Here is a 16943-nt window from a genome sequence, read left to right on the forward strand (position 1 = left end):
AAATTTGAAAGAAAAGAAGTGAAATCATGAAAACTGATGTATTCCCGTTAAATTTCTTTAAAAGTATTTGGTCTCCAAGACAAATTTTTAAAAATCGTCATCAATTAAACTGGTTTCAAATTTTTGTTGTCTTGCTATTTGTTAACAGTTTATTGATGATACCGGTAGCGTTAAATTATATGAAAATGGATACTTTTCCAATGGAAGATACTTTACCTGATTCATTTGGTTTAATAGATGAATCGGTTGTTTTAAAATTAAAAGAAGGCAAATATGAGAACGGTACTTTAGCGATGTCGGAATCATTTATTCTGATATCTGGCACTGGCACTGTTAGCGGGATGTTGACAGAAAGTGAGGTAGAAGAAGTTTTAACAGCTGAAAATGCACTGATATTTCAAGAAAATGAGTTCATGATCAAAGAAGGCAGTCAGTCGTTGTCGACCATTCCTTATACAAAAGATTTTGATTTATCAAAAGTTACGAACGCTGCTGAATTAAAAGAAGCTCTTTCACGCCAATGGTTTATCAAAAATAGAGGATACACGATAGCGACGTTAATGTTTGTAGTTTTTAGTATCACATTGGTCAGCACTCTTTTTCTAACATTTGGGTCGGCTATTTTCTTATATTTGACTAGAAAAAGTCAATTTTCTTCTATTAGTAGCTATAAAGAATCGGTCAACTTATTAACGAATTGCATTGGTTTGCCATCATTGATTGCGTTAGTGATTGGATTGATCCAATTTGATATCGTCATCATGTTGATGATTCAATCAGTGGGACTAGTAGTCATGCTGCTGTTTGTTTTTTACCAAACACGATTTAACGATAAACTAAATAAGAATGAAGTGAAAAAGCATTTGGGGGTAAGAGCTCATGATTAAACGTTTATTTGATATTGATCCATGGAGAGTCAGTTCAACAAAATTAGATAAAGTAGATAAAAGGTTGCAAGAAAGTTTAACGGCTATCGGAAATGGGTACATGGGTATGCGGGGAAACTTTGAAGAAGGGTATTCTGGGGATTCTCATTTAGGAACTTATCTAGCAGGAGTCTGGTATCCTGATAAAACGAGAGTTGGTTGGTGGAAAAATGGTTATCCAGAGTATTTTGGAAAAGTGATCAACACCACAAATTTTATACCTATCGAATTAACGGTAAATGACCATAAAGTCGATTTAGCAATAGATAAAGTGAAAGAGTATAAAATCGATTTAGATATGAAAAAAGGTATTTTAAATCGTTCATATATTTGGGACAATGAAGAAATCGAGATTCGATTTACCTTTAAACGCTTTGTGAGTGTAGCCGTAAAAGAATTAGCAGTCATTGAAGTGACAGCTGAGGTGTTAAAAGGCACAGCAACAATCGTATTCAGTCCTAAAATGGACGGAAATGTGGTAAATGAAGACAGCAACTATGAAGAAAACTTTTGGTTGGAAATGAATCGTGTTTCGGGTGAGAAAAGCAGTTTGACTACCCAAACGATTGAAAATCCTTTTGGGGTAGAGCAATTTACAGTAACGACGATGATGGAAAATGTGAAAGATCATTATGAAAAGAGAACGTTCTCTGAAAAGTTTATGCAAGTTGAAGAACAAATCACATACGCATTATCTGCTGGTGAAAAAGCCAAAGTAATTAAATTTGTCAGTGTGATTACAAGCCGTGATGTGCAACCTGAAGATCAATTGACGAAAGCCACTGAAATTTTAGAACAAGCGATTGCCTTGGGTGCAGAAAAAGTAGAAGCGCAACACATTGCTATTTGGCAAGAACGCTGGCACAAAGCTGATGTGGCGATTGAAGGAGATGCAAAAAGCCAACAGGGAATCCGCTTCAATATATTCCAGTTATTCTCCACTTACTATGGAGAAGATAATCGTTTGAATGTTGGACCAAAAGGCTTTACCGGCGAAAAATATGGAGGAGCAACTTACTGGGATACAGAGGCTTTCATTTTGCCGATGTATTTGGCCGTAGCAGATGAAACGGTCTCAGAACAATTATTGACTTACCGTCACAATCAACTCTCTGGCGCCTTTCATAATGCTAAACAACAAGGGTTGCAAGGTGCTTTGTATCCCATGGTGACTTTTAATGGAATCGAAAGCCATAATGAATGGGAAATCACATTTGAAGAGATCCACCGCAATAGCACGATTGCATATGCTATTTACAATTACACGAATTATACGGGCGATGACTCTTTTTTGAAAACAAAAGGCATCGAGATGTTAGTGGCTATTTCGCGCTTTTGGGCCGATCGTGTGCACTACTCTAAACGCAATGATTGCTATATGATTCATGGCGTTACTGGTCCAAATGAATATGAAAATAATGTCAATAATAACTGGTATACGAATACGATGGCTGCTTGGACATTACAATATACGTTGGAAAGTTTGGATAAAGTTTCTTCTATAGCAATGAATAAATTAGATATAAACGCTAGTGAAAAGACAAAGTGGGAAGACATTATTAAAAAAATGTATTATCCTCATGATGACGAATTAAATATCTTTGTCCAACATGACACCTTTTTAGATAAAGAGTTGTTGACCGCAAATGACCTTGATCCATCTGAAAGGCCGATCAATCAACATTGGTCATGGGATAAAATTTTGCGTTCTTGTTTTATTAAACAAGCGGATGTCTTGCAAGGTATTTATTATTTGAATGATAAATATACTATAGAAGAAAAAGAAGCGAACTTTAATTTTTATGAACCAATGACGCTGCATGAATCATCGCTTTCAGCTTCTGTCCATGCTATTTTAGCAGCGGAACTTGGTAAGAAAGAGAAAGCCGTTGAGTTGTATGCGCGTACTGCTCGTTTAGATTTAGACAATTACAACAATGATACCGAAGATGGATTGCACATCACTTCTATGAGCGGTGGTTGGTTAGCTATTGTTCAAGGATTTGCAGGTATGCGTACGGTCGATAGCAAGTTATCTTTTAAACCATTTTGTCCAAATAATTGGACAGGATACAGCTTTATGATCAAATACCGTAAACGTTTGTTGCACATCTCGGTGACGCAAGAATCCGTGAGCGTTCATTTAGAAGAAGGCGAACCGATCAAACTGGCTTTGTTTGATCAAGAAATGCTGTTGACGGATGTAGTTGAAAGCCCACTTGACTTTTTATAAACAATTGAATGACAAGGAAAGAATTTAAAAAACTATCAATCGGAAGCTATCAAATCGATAAATTCATTTGATAGCTTTTCCTATTGAAAAAAAGGAGTAGATAGACATGATCAAAGGGTTTATTTTTGATTTGGATGGTGTACTAACAGATACGGCTGAATACCATTATCAAGCATGGAAAAGACTTGCGGATAAATTAGCGATTCCGCTGGACCGTGAAATGAATGAACAGCTAAAAGGGATCAGTCGAATGGATTCTCTTGATCGGATTTTAGCTCTAGGAGATCCTACAAAAAGTTACACGACTGAAGAAAAAGAGCGGTTAGCAGATGAAAAGAATGAAGACTATAAAAAGTTGATCTTAAATGTAACGCCAGCTGACTTGCTACCAGGAATTGCTGATTTATTAGCTGATTTAAAAACAGCAGGGATTCGCTTAGCGTTGGCTTCCGCTAGCAAAAACGGGCCGGTAATAATGGAGAAGCTTGGAATTGCTGACTTATTTGATACGGTTGTCGATCCGGCTGGATTAAAAAATGGGAAACCTGATCCAGAAATATTTAGTAAAGGAGCCCAACAGTTACAATTAAAACCAACCGAATGTGTTGGAGTCGAGGATGCTCAAGCGGGTATAGCAGCCATCAACGCCGCTGGAATTTTTTCAGTCGGTGTAGGGACAAAAGAAGCAATGGAAAAAGCTGATTATGCAGTAGCAGATACGAGTAAATTGAAATTAGCTGACATTTTAGAAAGAGCAAACAGTTGAGGAGTGATTCGATTGGAAAAAAGATGGTGGCACAGTTCGGTTATTTATCAAATTTATCCTAAAAGTTTTCAAGATAGCAATGGAGATGGCATAGGAGATATTCAAGGTATTATTCAGCGATTGAGTTACTTAGCAGAGTTAGGTATTGATACCATTTGGCTGAGTCCAGTTTATCAAACGCCTAATGATGATAACGGATATGACATTAGCGATTATCAAGCGATCTCACCAGAATTTGGAACGATGGACGATATGGCTAGCTTGATCCAAAAAGCTAAGGAATTAGGCATCCGTATCCTTATGGATCTAGTCGTGAATCATACATCTGATGAACACGCTTGGTTTATTGAGTCACAAAAGGCCAAAGATAACGAGTACCGGGACTACTATATTTGGCGAGATGGACAAGATAATAGCGTACCTAATGAGTTGGTATCTATTTTTAGCGGATCGGCTTGGGAATTAGATGAACAAACCAAGCAATATTACCTACACTTATACAGTAAAAAACAACCTGATTTAAATTGGGGAAATCCAAAAGTCCGCAATGAGATTTGGCAAATGATGAATTTTTGGCTGGATAAAGGGATTGGTGGTTTTCGAATGGATGTTATCGACTTGATTGGAAAGGTACCAGATGAATTGATTACCGGAAATGGCCCAATGCTGCATACCTATCTCCAAGAAATGTATCAAGAAACGTTTGGTAAGCGAGATGTTCTAACGGTAGGTGAGACCTGGGGAGTAACCACCGATGATGCCAAATTATATTCTGCACCAGAGCGTAATGAACTATCGATGGTCTTCCAATTTGAACACATTGGTCTTGATGAACAACCTGGAAAGCCTAAATGGGATACAACGCCCTTAAACTTTATCGCTTTAAAACAAGTATTTACTAAATGGCAGGTAGCATTGGATGGAGATGGCTGGAACAGTTTATTTTGGAATAATCATGATATTCCCCGTATTGTGTCTAATTGGGGAAACGATAGTCCGCAGTACCGTAAAGTATCTGCTAAGATGTTCGCGACGTTTTTGCATTTTTTAAAAGGAACGCCTTATATCTATCAAGGCGAAGAAATCGGTTTGACAAATACACCTGTTTCTTCAATTGAAGAAGTCAATGATATAGAAAGTATCAATATGTATAATGAACGACTTCAGCAAGGATACAGTAAAACAGAAATCATTCAAGCCATCAATAAAAAAGGCCGCGATAATGCTAGACGTCCTATCCCTTGGGATGAGTCTTCAAATGGAGGATTTACAACTGGTGAACCTTGGTTAGCTCTCAATCCTTATTATAAAGAATTGAATGTAAAAAAAGATCAAGATGCTGATGAATCTATCTTTGACTATTACAAAGCAGTGATCCGTTTAAGAAAAGAACACGAGTTGATCATATGGGGCGAGTATAAAGAACTACTGCCAAATGATCCGCAATTATTTGTTTATGAACGCAGTTATAAAGGTGAAACCTGGTTAGTCATTATTAATTTCTACGAAAAAACAACTTTTTATAAAGATCAGGATAGAAAAGTAGACACGATCATTATCAGTAATTACAAAAATAGCAGTGAAAAAATAGATGATTTAACATTACGAGCATTTGAATCGATCGTTTACAAATTAAAGTAACGTCTAAGTGAAAATAAAAAAGCGAACGAAAAACTTTTTTTATTTGCGATAGTTCTGAAGTGGGATTTTTTTTGAATATATATCCGTCTTTTCTATTTATACAAATAAATGAATGTTCGCTTTTTATTTTTTTTTGCAAGAATTCAAAAAATATAGTTGACCATATGAGATAGACTTGTTATAGTAACTGTTGTTGCAAATAGTTTAACACTGGCGATTATAAATTTTTTTTACTATTAAAAAATTATTTTTGATTGACAGCAATATGTGAATTATGGTAATCTAATAAATGTCGCAAAGCTAAATCGTATTTTTTCTTTTGAATAAATATTCAAAAATAAAAACAAAAAAGCTTGACGAAACAAAAAAAATATTGTATTATTTAGAAGTTGTCACGAACAGACAACACGCTTTAGACCTTTGAAAACTAAACAAAGTAAGACGAACAAAATGTGAGGGTGACTTAGCAGTGCTAAGTCAACAGTAACAAAATTAGCGAATAATTATTCGCTAGCAATTCAATAATGAGCTTCAAACATCTTTTTATATGAGAGTTTGATCCTGGCTCAGGACGAACGCTGGCGGCATGCCTAATACATGCAAGTCGAACGCTTTGATTTCACCGGGTGCTTGCACCCACCGAAGTCAAGGAGTGGCGGACGGGTGAGTAACACGTGGGTAACCTGCCCATAAGAGGGGGATAACATTCGGAAACGGATGCTAATACCGCATATTTCTAAACGTCACATGACGAATAGAAGAAAGGTGGCTTCGGCTACCGCTTATGGATGGACCCGCGGCGTATTAGCTAGTTGGTGAGGTAATGGCTCACCAAGGCGATGATACGTAGCCGACCTGAGAGGGTGATCGGCCACACTGGGACTGAGACACGGCCCAGACTCCTACGGGAGGCAGCAGTAGGGAATCTTCCGCAATGGACGAAAGTCTGACGGAGCAATGCCGCGTGAGTGAAGAAGGTTTTCGGATCGTAAAACTCTGTTGTTAGAGAAGAACAAGGATGAGAGTAACTGCTCATCCCCTGACGGTATCTAACCAGAAAGCCACGGCTAACTACGTGCCAGCAGCCGCGGTAATACGTAGGTGGCAAGCGTTGTCCGGATTTATTGGGCGTAAAGCGAGCGCAGGCGGTTCTTTAAGTCTGATGTGAAAGCCCCCGGCTCAACCGGGGAAGGTCATTGGAAACTGGGGAACTTGAGTGCAGAAGAGGAGAGTGGAATTCCACGTGTAGCGGTGAAATGCGTAGATATGTGGAGGAACACCAGTGGCGAAGGCGACTCTCTGGTCTGTAACTGACGCTGAGGCTCGAAAGCGTGGGGAGCAAACAGGATTAGATACCCTGGTAGTCCACGCCGTAAACGATGAGTGCTAAGTGTTGGAGGGTTTCCGCCCTTCAGTGCTGCAGCTAACGCATTAAGCACTCCGCCTGGGGAGTACGACCGCAAGGTTGAAACTCAAAGGAATTGACGGGGACCCGCACAAGCGGTGGAGCATGTGGTTTAATTCGAAGCAACGCGAAGAACCTTACCAGGTCTTGACATCCTTTGACCACCCTAGAGATAGGGCTTTCCCTTCGGGGACAAAGTGACAGGTGGTGCATGGTTGTCGTCAGCTCGTGTCGTGAGATGTTGGGTTAAGTCCCGCAACGAGCGCAACCCCTATTATTAGTTGCCAGCATTCAGTTGGGCACTCTAGTGAGACTGCCGGTGATAAACCGGAGGAAGGTGGGGATGACGTCAAATCATCATGCCCCTTATGACCTGGGCTACACACGTGCTACAATGGATGGTACAACGAGTCGCAAGGTCGCGAGGCCAAGCTAATCTCTTAAAGCCATTCTCAGTTCGGATTGCAGGCTGCAACTCGCCTGCATGAAGCCGGAATCGCTAGTAATCGCGGATCAGCACGCCGCGGTGAATACGTTCCCGGGTCTTGTACACACCGCCCGTCACACCACGAGAGTTTGTAACACCCGAAGTCGGTGAGGTAACCCTTTTGGGAGCCAGCCGCCTAAGGTGGGACAGATAATTGGGGTGAAGTCGTAACAAGGTAGCCGTATCGGAAGGTGCGGCTGGATCACCTCCTTTCTAAGGAATATAACGGAAACCCACACATTCGTCTTTACTTTGTTTAGTTTTGAGAGGTCTAATCTTCTCAAACGCTTGAATGTAAAAATTGTTCTTTGAAAACTGGATAAAGTTAAAAATCGTAATTAAGTAAGAAACCAGAAACACACCGAAAAGTTTAAAAAAATAAGTTTTTTAAGGTTCTCATCGAAAGATGAGTATTAAACATTAACGATTAACCATAGGTTAAGTTAATAAGGGCGCACGGTGAATGCCTTGGCACTAGGAGCCGATGAAGGACGGGACTAACGCCGATATGCTTTGGGGAGCTGTAAGTGAGCTTTGATCCAAAGATTTCCGAATGGGGGAACCCAGCATCTTTGATAGGATGTTACTGCTGACTGAATACATAGGTCAGTAGAGGTAGACGCAGAGAACTGAAACATCTAAGTACCTGCAGGAAGAGAAAGAAAAATCGATTCCCTGAGTAGCGGCGAGCGAAACGGGAATAGCCCAAACCAGAAAGCTTGCTTTCTGGGGTTGTAGGACTGAACATATAGAGTCATAAATGAAGTTGGTAGGAGAAGCGACCTGGAAAGGTCTGCCGAAGAAGGTAAAAGCCCTGTAACCGAAACCAATTTCACTCTGATCAGTATCCTGAGTACGGCGGAACACGAGAAATTCCGTCGGAATCCGGGAGGACCATCTCCCAAGGCTAAATACTCCCTAGTGACCGATAGTGAACCAGTACCGTGAGGGAAAGGTGAAAAGAACCTCGGAAGAGGAGTGAAATAGCCCCTGAAACCGTGTGCCTACAAATAGTTAAAGCCCGTTAATGGGTGATAGCGTGCCTTTTGTAGAATGAACCGGCGAGTTACGATCACATGCGAGGTTAAGTTGATGAGACGGAGCCGTAGCGAAAGCGAGTCTGAATAGGGCGAATGAGTATGTGGTCGTAGACCCGAAACCAAGTGATCTACCCATGTCCAGGTTGAAGGTGCGGTAATACGCACTGGAGGACCGAACCCACGTATGTTGAAAAATGCGGGGATGAGGTGTGGGTAGCGGAGAAATTCCAATCGAACTTGGAGATAGCTGGTTCTCTCCGAAATAGCTTTAGGGCTAGCCTCGGAATTAGAATCATGGAGGTAGAGCAACTGTTTGGACTAGGGGCCCTTCTAGGGTTACCGAATTCAGATAAACTCCGAATGCCATTGATTTATATCCGGGAGTCAGACTGCGAGTGATAAGATCCGTAGTCGAAAGGGAAACAGCCCAGACCACCAGCTAAGGTCCCAAAGTTTATGTTAAGTGGAAAAGGATGTGGAGTTGCTTAGACAACTAGGATGTTGGCTCAGAAGCAGCCATCATTTAAAGAGTGCGTAATAGCTCACTAGTCGAGTGACCCTGCGCCGAAAATTTACCGGGGCTAAACATAACACCGAAGCTGTGGATAGAACCATTGGTTCTATGGTAGGAGAGCGTTCTAAGGGCGTTGAAGCTAGATCGTGAGGACTAGTGGAGCGCTTAGAAGTGAGAATGCCGGTATGAGTAGCGAAAGACGGGTGAGAATCCCGTCCACCGAATGACTAAGGTTTCCTGGGGAAGGCTCGTCCTCCCAGGGTTAGTCGGGACCTAAGTCGAGGCCGAATGGCGTAGACGATGGACAACAGGTTGAGATTCCTGTACCAGTTTGTTTTGTTTGAACAATGGAGGGACACAGTAGGCTAAGGAATACGTGCTGTTGGATATGCACGTCCAAGCAACAAGTTTTGAAGTGAGTCAAATGCTTGCTTCTTTAAGAACAAGTTGTGATGGGGAGGGAAATTAAGTACCGAAGTTCCCGATGTCACACTGTCAAGAAAAGCTTCTAGTTAGAAACAAACTGCCCGTACCGCAAACCGACACAGGTAGTCGAGGAGAGAATCCTAAGGTGTGCGAGAGAACTCTCGTTAAGGAACTCGGCAAAATGACCCCGTAACTTCGGGAGAAGGGGTGCTGACCAATTGGTCAGCCGCAGTGAATAGGCCCAGGCGACTGTTTATCAAAAACACAGGTCTCTGCAAAATCGTAAGATGACGTATAGGGGCTGACGCCTGCCCGGTGCTGGAAGGTTAAGAGGAAGGGTTAGCTCTCGGGCGAAGCTCAGAATTGAAGCCCCAGTAAACGGCGGCCGTAACTATAACGGTCCTAAGGTAGCGAAATTCCTTGTCGGGTAAGTTCCGACCCGCACGAAAGGCGTAACGATCTGGGCACTGTCTCAACGAGAGACTCGGTGAAATTATAGTACCTGTGAAGATGCAGGTTACCCGCGACAGGACGGAAAGACCCCATGGAGCTTTACTGCAGTTTGATATTGAGTGTTTGTACAGCTTGTACAGGATAGGTAGGAGCCAATGAAGCCAGGACGCCAGTCTTGGTGGAGGCGTTGGTGGGATACTACCCTTGCTGTATGACCACTCTAACCCACAGCCCTTATCGGGCTGGGAGACAGTGTCTGACGGGCAGTTTGACTGGGGCGGTCGCCTCCTAAAGTGTAACGGAGGCGCCCAAAGGTTCCCTCAGAATGGTTGGAAATCATTCGCAGAGTGTAAAGGCATAAGGGAGCTTGACTGCGAGACCTACAAGTCGAGCAGGGACGAAAGTCGGGCTTAGTGATCCGGTGGTTCCGTATGGAAGGGCCATCGCTCAACGGATAAAAGCTACCCTGGGGATAACAGGCTTATCTCCCCCAAGAGTCCACATCGACGGGGAGGTTTGGCACCTCGATGTCGGCTCATCGCATCCTGGGGCTGTAGTCGGTCCCAAGGGTTGGGCTGTTCGCCCATTAAAGCGGTACGCGAGCTGGGTTCAGAACGTCGTGAGACAGTTCGGTCCCTATCCGTCGCGGGCGTAGGAAATTTGAGAGGAGCTGTCCTTAGTACGAGAGGACCGGGATGGACACACCTCTGGTGTACCAGTTGTTCTGCCAAGGGCATTGCTGGGTAGCTATGTGTGGACGGGATAAACGCTGAAAGCATCTAAGCGTGAAGCCCCCCTCAAGATGAGATTTCCCATCACGTAAGTGAGTAAGACCCCTGAGAGATGATCAGGTTGATAGGTTGGAAGTGGAAGTATAGCGATATATGGAGCGGACCAATACTAATCGGTCGAGGACTTAACCAAAGAAATAACCGGTGTACGACGGATTCAGAACAAAAACGATTTTTACCTTATCCAGTTTTGAGAGAACAATGTTCTCTGATTGAAATTGTGTGGTGATGATGGCAAGAAGGTCACACCTGTTCCCATGCCGAACACAGAAGTTAAGCTTCTTAGCGCCGATGGTAGTGAAGGGTTTCCCTTTGTGAGAGTAGGACGTTGCCACGCAGATTCAATTTTATTCCGCAATAGCTCAGCTGGTAGAGCGCATGACTGTTAATCATGATGTCGTAGGTTCGAGTCCTACTTGCGGAGTTCCATAGTCGATCTATGAAAACAAAAGAGAGATCAGTTAGTGAACCCCATCTGGAGAGTTGTCCGAGTGGCCGAAGGAGCATGATTGGAAATCATGTAGGCGGTGAACACTGTCTCAAGGGTTCGAATCCCTTACTCTCCGTTTAAAATAATGACCCGTTGGTCAAGCGGTTAAGACACCGCCCTTTCACGGCGGTATCACGGGTTCGATTCCCGTACGGGTCATCAGTAACGACGTTACTGGGTTAGAGTAAAAGCACGGTCTCACTTGGAGGTTTAGCTCAGTTGGGAGAGCATCTGCCTTACAAGCAGAGGGTCGGCGGTTCGAGCCCGTCAACCTCCATTAGTTTAAAAAGGTCTCGTGGTGTAGGGGTTAACATGTCTGCCTGTCACGCAGAAGATCGCGGGTTCGATTCCCGTCGAGACCGTTGGTAGAATAATTAAACTAAAAACCATTTCTATAAAGGCCTGGTAGCTCAGTTGGTAGAGCACTTGATTGAAGCTCAAGGTGTCGGCAGTTCGATTCTGTCCCAGGCCACCATTTATGGAGGGGTAGCGAAGTGGCTAAACGCGGCGGACTGTAAATCCGCTCCTTCGGGTTCGACAGTTCGAATCTGTCCCCCTCCATTGTTTTTTATGTAAGACCTTCTATTAAGATAGGGGTATAGTTTAAAGGTAGAACTATGGTCTCCAACACCATCAGTGTGGGTTCAATTCCTACTACCCCTGCCATTTTTAAAGTAAGACCAATAACAAATAATTACCATGGCGATTGTGGTGAAGTGGTTAACACACCGGATTGTGGTTCCGGCATGCGTGGGTTCGAACCCCATCAGTCGCCTTTTTTTTTAATGGGCTATAGCCAAGCGGTAAGGCAAGGGACTTTGACTCCCTCATGCGTTGGTTCGAATCCAGCTAGCCCAGTTTAATTGAATAGCTATTCAACTAAAAAGATGGCGGTATAGCCAAGTGGTAAGGCAGAGGTCTGCAAAACCTTCATCACCGGTTCAAATCCGGTTACCGCCTTATTTTTGAAAAGATGAAAAAAAGTAGTCCATATGCCGGCGTGGCGGAACTGGTAGACGCGCTGGACTCAAAATCCTGTGCCCGCGAGGGCGTGCCGGTTCGATTCCGGCCGCCGGTATACTGAAGACACCCAACATTTATAAGATGTTGGGTGTCTTTTTTGCGTTTTATTTTATTTTATTTTTTGGCTCTCAATCAAATGATTTCTCGTAAGATCTGTCGATAAAACAAAATAAATCATCTTCTGGAATAGGCGTGTTTGCTTATGGAGTTGTGAACTCGTCTGTAAGGGTTATTCTAGAACGTGTTTCAAAAAGTGGACCTAATCTGCTTTTGTCATAGCTGAAGTTGCTCCAGCCCGGCCACGTACACACATTTTACAGTTACTTGTCATAGTCTAATAGTACTTAGCTCGATGGATGATGATGAGCATCCGGGCTTATTTCCTCACGTTGACCTAACTCTTATGACATTAGCTACATTAGAGATAAAGCATGTGTAAACAAGAATCTATTTTTTTAGGTCATGTTTTAAAACTATCTTGTTAAGAGCAAGTAGCCAGAACGTGCGTTAGTTCGGGTGACTTAGACGCCGATTTTGATTTGAGTAATGAGAACGAGCATTAGTTCGAGTAACTGAGAACTGATTTGCATTTGAGTAATGGGAACGAGCATTAGTTCGAGTACCTGAGACCCTGATCTGCATTTGAGTACCCGGGACGAGCGTAGTTTGAGTAACTCAAATAGTTGACTATTTTATTTGACTCCTTGACTCAACAGGTCAATGTTGTTGTTCGATTCTGATTTTAATCATGCCATATTTTTCTCAATTAACCCAAAAATCAGAAAAGTCATTAGTGTTAAAACATATCGTAGTCAAGCTATATAAAAATGAAAATATTTTTTCTTAATTCTTAAGATAGTGCGGAAAAAGACACTCTTTGGTTCTTAAATAAACTGATAGTAAAATAGTTCAATTTGACTTATTGGTCATTTTGTTTTGTAGAGGGAAAGTGCTTTATTAGAATAAAAGGCTAAGACTAAAAAAGTATACAGATGGTAGTTAGTTTTAACCTTTAATTAGTCAAGCTTAAAATAAGGCGTGCTCTTCTATTCAACAAAAGAGTAATGAAAGTTTCAAACGCATAAAGGAAGAGGCTGAGATAGAAAGCAACTAATTTGCTAACAAAGTTTTTTTCGATTCCATAGCACTTCAACCTATGCAATTATTTGATCCTTTAATAGATGATTCTTTACAGTCTATTTTTTAAGACAATTAAATGTGTAGGAGACAATAAATTATGTACTATCCAGATATTAAAACAAAATAGTCTAAGAAGTTATTTCGGAAGAACAGTTTTATACTCTAAAAGAATTTTTAATCTAATCAGATGTATTTATGGATGAATTAACAAGCAGTTGATCAAGGAGTTTTAGCTAAACATTCTTAATATTAATGCACTGGAGCTCGTTGAATGTTCTTTCTCGTTACTTAAACATAAAACTGAAAGTGCAACACTAGTAGCAACAATTGAAACGGCTGAATAATGGATTGGGAAGTCGAAGGAAAAAGATATTCCTTATCTGCTTGGATTGACTCATGCAGATAAGGAATTATTGGACTTAAGGGATCAGTGAGTGGACTATGTGAATAAAGCAAAAATTAAATTAGTAACAGTAAATAGTTTCGCTAAATCGCATGATATTGTCCTCTGACAACAAGGTACATGGTATTAAGGTGGGTGGTAAATTAATAGGACAAGCCACCGTCTTTACTTATATGAAAATAGCTGAGGAAAAAGTTGATTTTATAGCATTTTAAGATATCAAATTTGACGCCTTTCATATAAGCGGATTAAAAGGAGAAAATATTGTTGATTAATAACACACTTATGAAGTAGGTTCAAAAATTTCTATAAAGTGAATTAAAAGACTGAAAATAATCGCTTAATAAACTACTGATGAAAGAATAACCATTATAAAGCGAAAAAATGGATGTTCATTGATTTTGCATAAACTCTTAAAAGTTTTAGATTTTATATGAAGGAGAATGAGAATGCTTATCGTTTTTGGTAGAAACAACAGCCTTCTTTCCGCTATTGTTTGGCCAAACTGTCATAAAATTGGGTAATAATGGAAAGAAGCTACAAATAACCTACAAATAACCTTGAACCGCAATTTACGCTTACCTATAATTAGCTATGTCAAACACTAAGGTTACAAATATCGAGAATACTATAAAACCTTTTTTGACTAATTTCCAGATATTGATTATATTGAATTTGTCACAGTGGATAGGTATTTTAAAATATTTATATGACATAATTTTTAGAGTGACGAATTGGCTTATAAGGATATTGTCTGAATTTTTAGGAATCAAAAAATGGCTCGTCGCTGGAGCGCTAATTAAATTTTTATTACTATAAGGATTTAATGCGGCTACAAACAAGTTCACTTCTTGATAAACATCTTGATCTAATGGAATGCTTGTAGTATATTTTTTTCAATGAAAGTGGTACCTAATAAAATTATACGATTAAATGGGTTTGCTAATCTTGGTTATCTTTTTCAATTACGTTTATTAAGTACGAATAAATTTACTGCTAGATAAGATATTCAAATAAATTGTTTGAATAAATTCAGAAAATAGTAATACCCCAATATTGGCTATCATTGAACAAAAATAAATTAGGGAAATGGTGTAGTGATTATAAGGGTGCAATAAGTATCTGTAAAATATAGGTGAAATATGTTGTACTAAAATACAGTCTACATAAGCTCCATTAAATTAAAAAAGCATAAGCACAGATAAGTGAATTTCAGGTCATTTCTCATAAAATTTAATGAGAAGAAAGAAGAGCTAAAAAGGGGATGAATCTTTTTTTTAGTCTAATCGTATTTTTTTAGATAATTCGATTGTAAAATAGTTGACAATTTTGTGTAAAGCATGTAAAGTAACAGGAGTTGCTAGAACAAGCAATTTACAGAAATAATGAATAAAAATTCTATAGAAAATATCTTTTATAAAAAAGTTATTGACAATTAAAAGATAACTTGTTATTATATAGAAGTTGCAACGAGCTGTTGTGACACACTTTAGACCTTTGAAAACTAAACAAAGTAAGACGAACAAAATGTGAGGGTGACTTAGCAGTGCTAAGTCAACAGTAACAAAATTAGTGAATAATTATTCGCTAGCAATTCAATAATGAGCTTCAAACATCTTTTTATATGAGAGTTTGATCCTGGCTCAGGACGAACGCTGGCGGCATGCCTAATACATGCAAGTCGAACGCTTTGATTTCACCGGGTGCTTGCACCCACCGAAGTCAAGGAGTGGCGGACGGGTGAGTAACACGTGGGTAACCTGCCCATAAGAGGGGGATAACATTCGGAAACGGATGCTAATACCGCATATTTCTAAACGTCACATGACGAATAGAAGAAAGGTGGCTTCGGCTACCGCTTATGGATGGACCCGCGGCGTATTAGCTAGTTGGTGAGGTAATGGCTCACCAAGGCGATGATACGTAGCCGACCTGAGAGGGTGATCGGCCACACTGGGACTGAGACACGGCCCAGACTCCTACGGGAGGCAGCAGTAGGGAATCTTCCGCAATGGACGAAAGTCTGACGGAGCAATGCCGCGTGAGTGAAGAAGGTTTTCGGATCGTAAAACTCTGTTGTTAGAGAAGAACAAGGATGAGAGTAACTGCTCATCCCCTGACGGTATCTAACCAGAAAGCCACGGCTAACTACGTGCCAGCAGCCGCGGTAATACGTAGGTGGCAAGCGTTGTCCGGATTTATTGGGCGTAAAGCGAGCGCAGGCGGTTCTTTAAGTCTGATGTGAAAGCCCCCGGCTCAACCGGGGAAGGTCATTGGAAACTGGGGAACTTGAGTGCAGAAGAGGAGAGTGGAATTCCACGTGTAGCGGTGAAATGCGTAGATATGTGGAGGAACACCAGTGGCGAAGGCGACTCTCTGGTCTGTAACTGACGCTGAGGCTCGAAAGCGTGGGGAGCAAACAGGATTAGATACCCTGGTAGTCCACGCCGTAAACGATGAGTGCTAAGTGTTGGAGGGTTTCCGCCCTTCAGTGCTGCAGCTAACGCATTAAGCACTCCGCCTGGGGAGTACGACCGCAAGGTTGAAACTCAAAGGAATTGACGGGGACCCGCACAAGCGGTGGAGCATGTGGTTTAATTCGAAGCAACGCGAAGAACCTTACCAGGTCTTGACATCCTTTGACCACCCTAGAGATAGGGCTTTCCCTTCGGGGACAAAGTGACAGGTGGTGCATGGTTGTCGTCAGCTCGTGTCGTGAGATGTTGGGTTAAGTCCCGCAACGAGCGCAACCCCTATTATTAGTTGCCAGCATTCAGTTGGGCACTCTAGTGAGACTGCCGGTGATAAACCGGAGGAAGGTGGGGATGACGTCAAATCATCATGCCCCTTATGACCTGGGCTACACACGTGCTACAATGGATGGTACAACGAGTCGCAAGGTCGCGAGGCCAAGCTAATCTCTTAAAGCCATTCTCAGTTCGGATTGCAGGCTGCAACTCGCCTGCATGAAGCCGGAATCGCTAGTAATCGCGGATCAGCACGCCGCGGTGAATACGTTCCCGGGTCTTGTACACACCGCCCGTCACACCACGAGAGTTTGTAACACCCGAAGTCGGTGAGGTAACCCTTTTGGGAGCCAGCCGCCTAAGGTGGGACAGATAATTGGGGTGAAGTCGTAACAAGGTAGCCGTATCGGAAGGTGCGGCTGGATCACCTCCTTTCTAAGGAATATAACGGAAACCCA

At 41.7% G+C, this 16943-nt stretch carries 4 protein-coding genes, 12 tRNA genes and 4 rRNA genes; all 20 read left to right on the forward strand.

Going from position 1 to position 16943, the window contains the following annotated elements; genetic code table 11:
• Positions 1–26: 26 nt before the first annotated feature.
• Complete coding sequence (locus BP17_RS05645; RefSeq protein WP_035052497.1) at positions 27–887, forward strand: DUF1189 domain-containing protein; 861 nt, start codon at positions 27–29, stop codon at positions 885–887.
• The gene (locus BP17_RS05650) at positions 880–3159 is read left to right on the forward strand and encodes a glycoside hydrolase family 65 protein (RefSeq protein ID WP_035052500.1); all 2280 of its coding nucleotides are present in this window, start codon (positions 880–882) and stop codon (positions 3157–3159) included. The genes BP17_RS05645 and BP17_RS05650 overlap by 8 nt, the downstream gene beginning before the upstream one ends.
• 106 nt (positions 3160–3265) lie before the next feature.
• Positions 3266–3925 (forward strand): beta-phosphoglucomutase, encoded by a 660-nt coding sequence (gene pgmB, locus BP17_RS05655; protein ID WP_084676299.1) that lies wholly within the window; start codon positions 3266–3268, stop codon positions 3923–3925.
• A 12-nt stretch (positions 3926–3937) separates the two neighbouring features.
• Positions 3938–5566, forward strand: a complete 1629-nt coding sequence (locus BP17_RS05660) for a glycoside hydrolase family 13 protein (RefSeq protein WP_035052503.1) — start codon at positions 3938–3940, stop codon at positions 5564–5566.
• 543 nt (positions 5567–6109) lie between these two features.
• A 16S ribosomal RNA gene (locus BP17_RS05665) occupies positions 6110–7671 on the forward strand.
• A 223-nt stretch (positions 7672–7894) separates the two neighbouring features.
• A 23S ribosomal RNA gene (locus BP17_RS05670) occupies positions 7895–10815 on the forward strand.
• Between the two features lie 88 nt (positions 10816–10903).
• Positions 10904–11019 (forward strand): 5S ribosomal RNA (gene rrf / locus BP17_RS05675).
• The 16S, 23S and 5S rRNA genes sit together here with 12 tRNA genes alongside, the layout of an rRNA operon.
• Positions 11020–11033: 14 nt before the next feature.
• Positions 11034–11106, forward strand: a tRNA-Asn gene (locus BP17_RS05680).
• Positions 11107–11159: 53 nt separating this feature from the next.
• Positions 11160–11248: transfer RNA gene (locus BP17_RS05685), tRNA-Ser, on the forward strand.
• A gap of 11 nt (positions 11249–11259) precedes the next feature.
• Positions 11260–11331, forward strand: a tRNA-Glu gene (locus BP17_RS05690).
• Positions 11332–11376: 45 nt separating this feature from the next.
• Positions 11377–11449: transfer RNA gene (locus BP17_RS05695), tRNA-Val, on the forward strand.
• Between the two features lie 12 nt (positions 11450–11461).
• A tRNA-Asp gene (locus tag BP17_RS05700) sits at positions 11462–11534 on the forward strand.
• 37 nt (positions 11535–11571) lie between these two features.
• Positions 11572–11647: transfer RNA gene (locus tag BP17_RS05705), tRNA-Phe, on the forward strand.
• 5 nt (positions 11648–11652) lie between these two features.
• A tRNA-Tyr gene (locus BP17_RS05710) sits at positions 11653–11733 on the forward strand.
• Between the two features lie 31 nt (positions 11734–11764).
• A tRNA-Trp gene (locus BP17_RS05715) sits at positions 11765–11838 on the forward strand.
• A gap of 36 nt (positions 11839–11874) precedes the next feature.
• Positions 11875–11947: transfer RNA gene (locus BP17_RS05720), tRNA-His, on the forward strand.
• 11 nt (positions 11948–11958) lie between these two features.
• Positions 11959–12030 (forward strand) — tRNA-Gln (locus BP17_RS05725).
• A gap of 31 nt (positions 12031–12061) precedes the next feature.
• Positions 12062–12132 (forward strand) — tRNA-Cys (locus tag BP17_RS05730).
• 34 nt (positions 12133–12166) lie between these two features.
• Positions 12167–12250, forward strand: a tRNA-Leu gene (locus tag BP17_RS05735).
• A gap of 3108 nt (positions 12251–15358) precedes the next feature.
• Positions 15359–16920: ribosomal RNA gene (locus BP17_RS05740) — 16S ribosomal RNA — on the forward strand.
• The last annotated feature ends 23 nt before the right edge of the window (positions 16921–16943 follow it).

This window comes from Carnobacterium pleistocenium FTR1 (assembly GCF_000744285.1).
Lineage (GTDB): Bacteria > Bacillota > Bacilli > Lactobacillales > Carnobacteriaceae > Carnobacterium_B > Carnobacterium_B pleistocenium.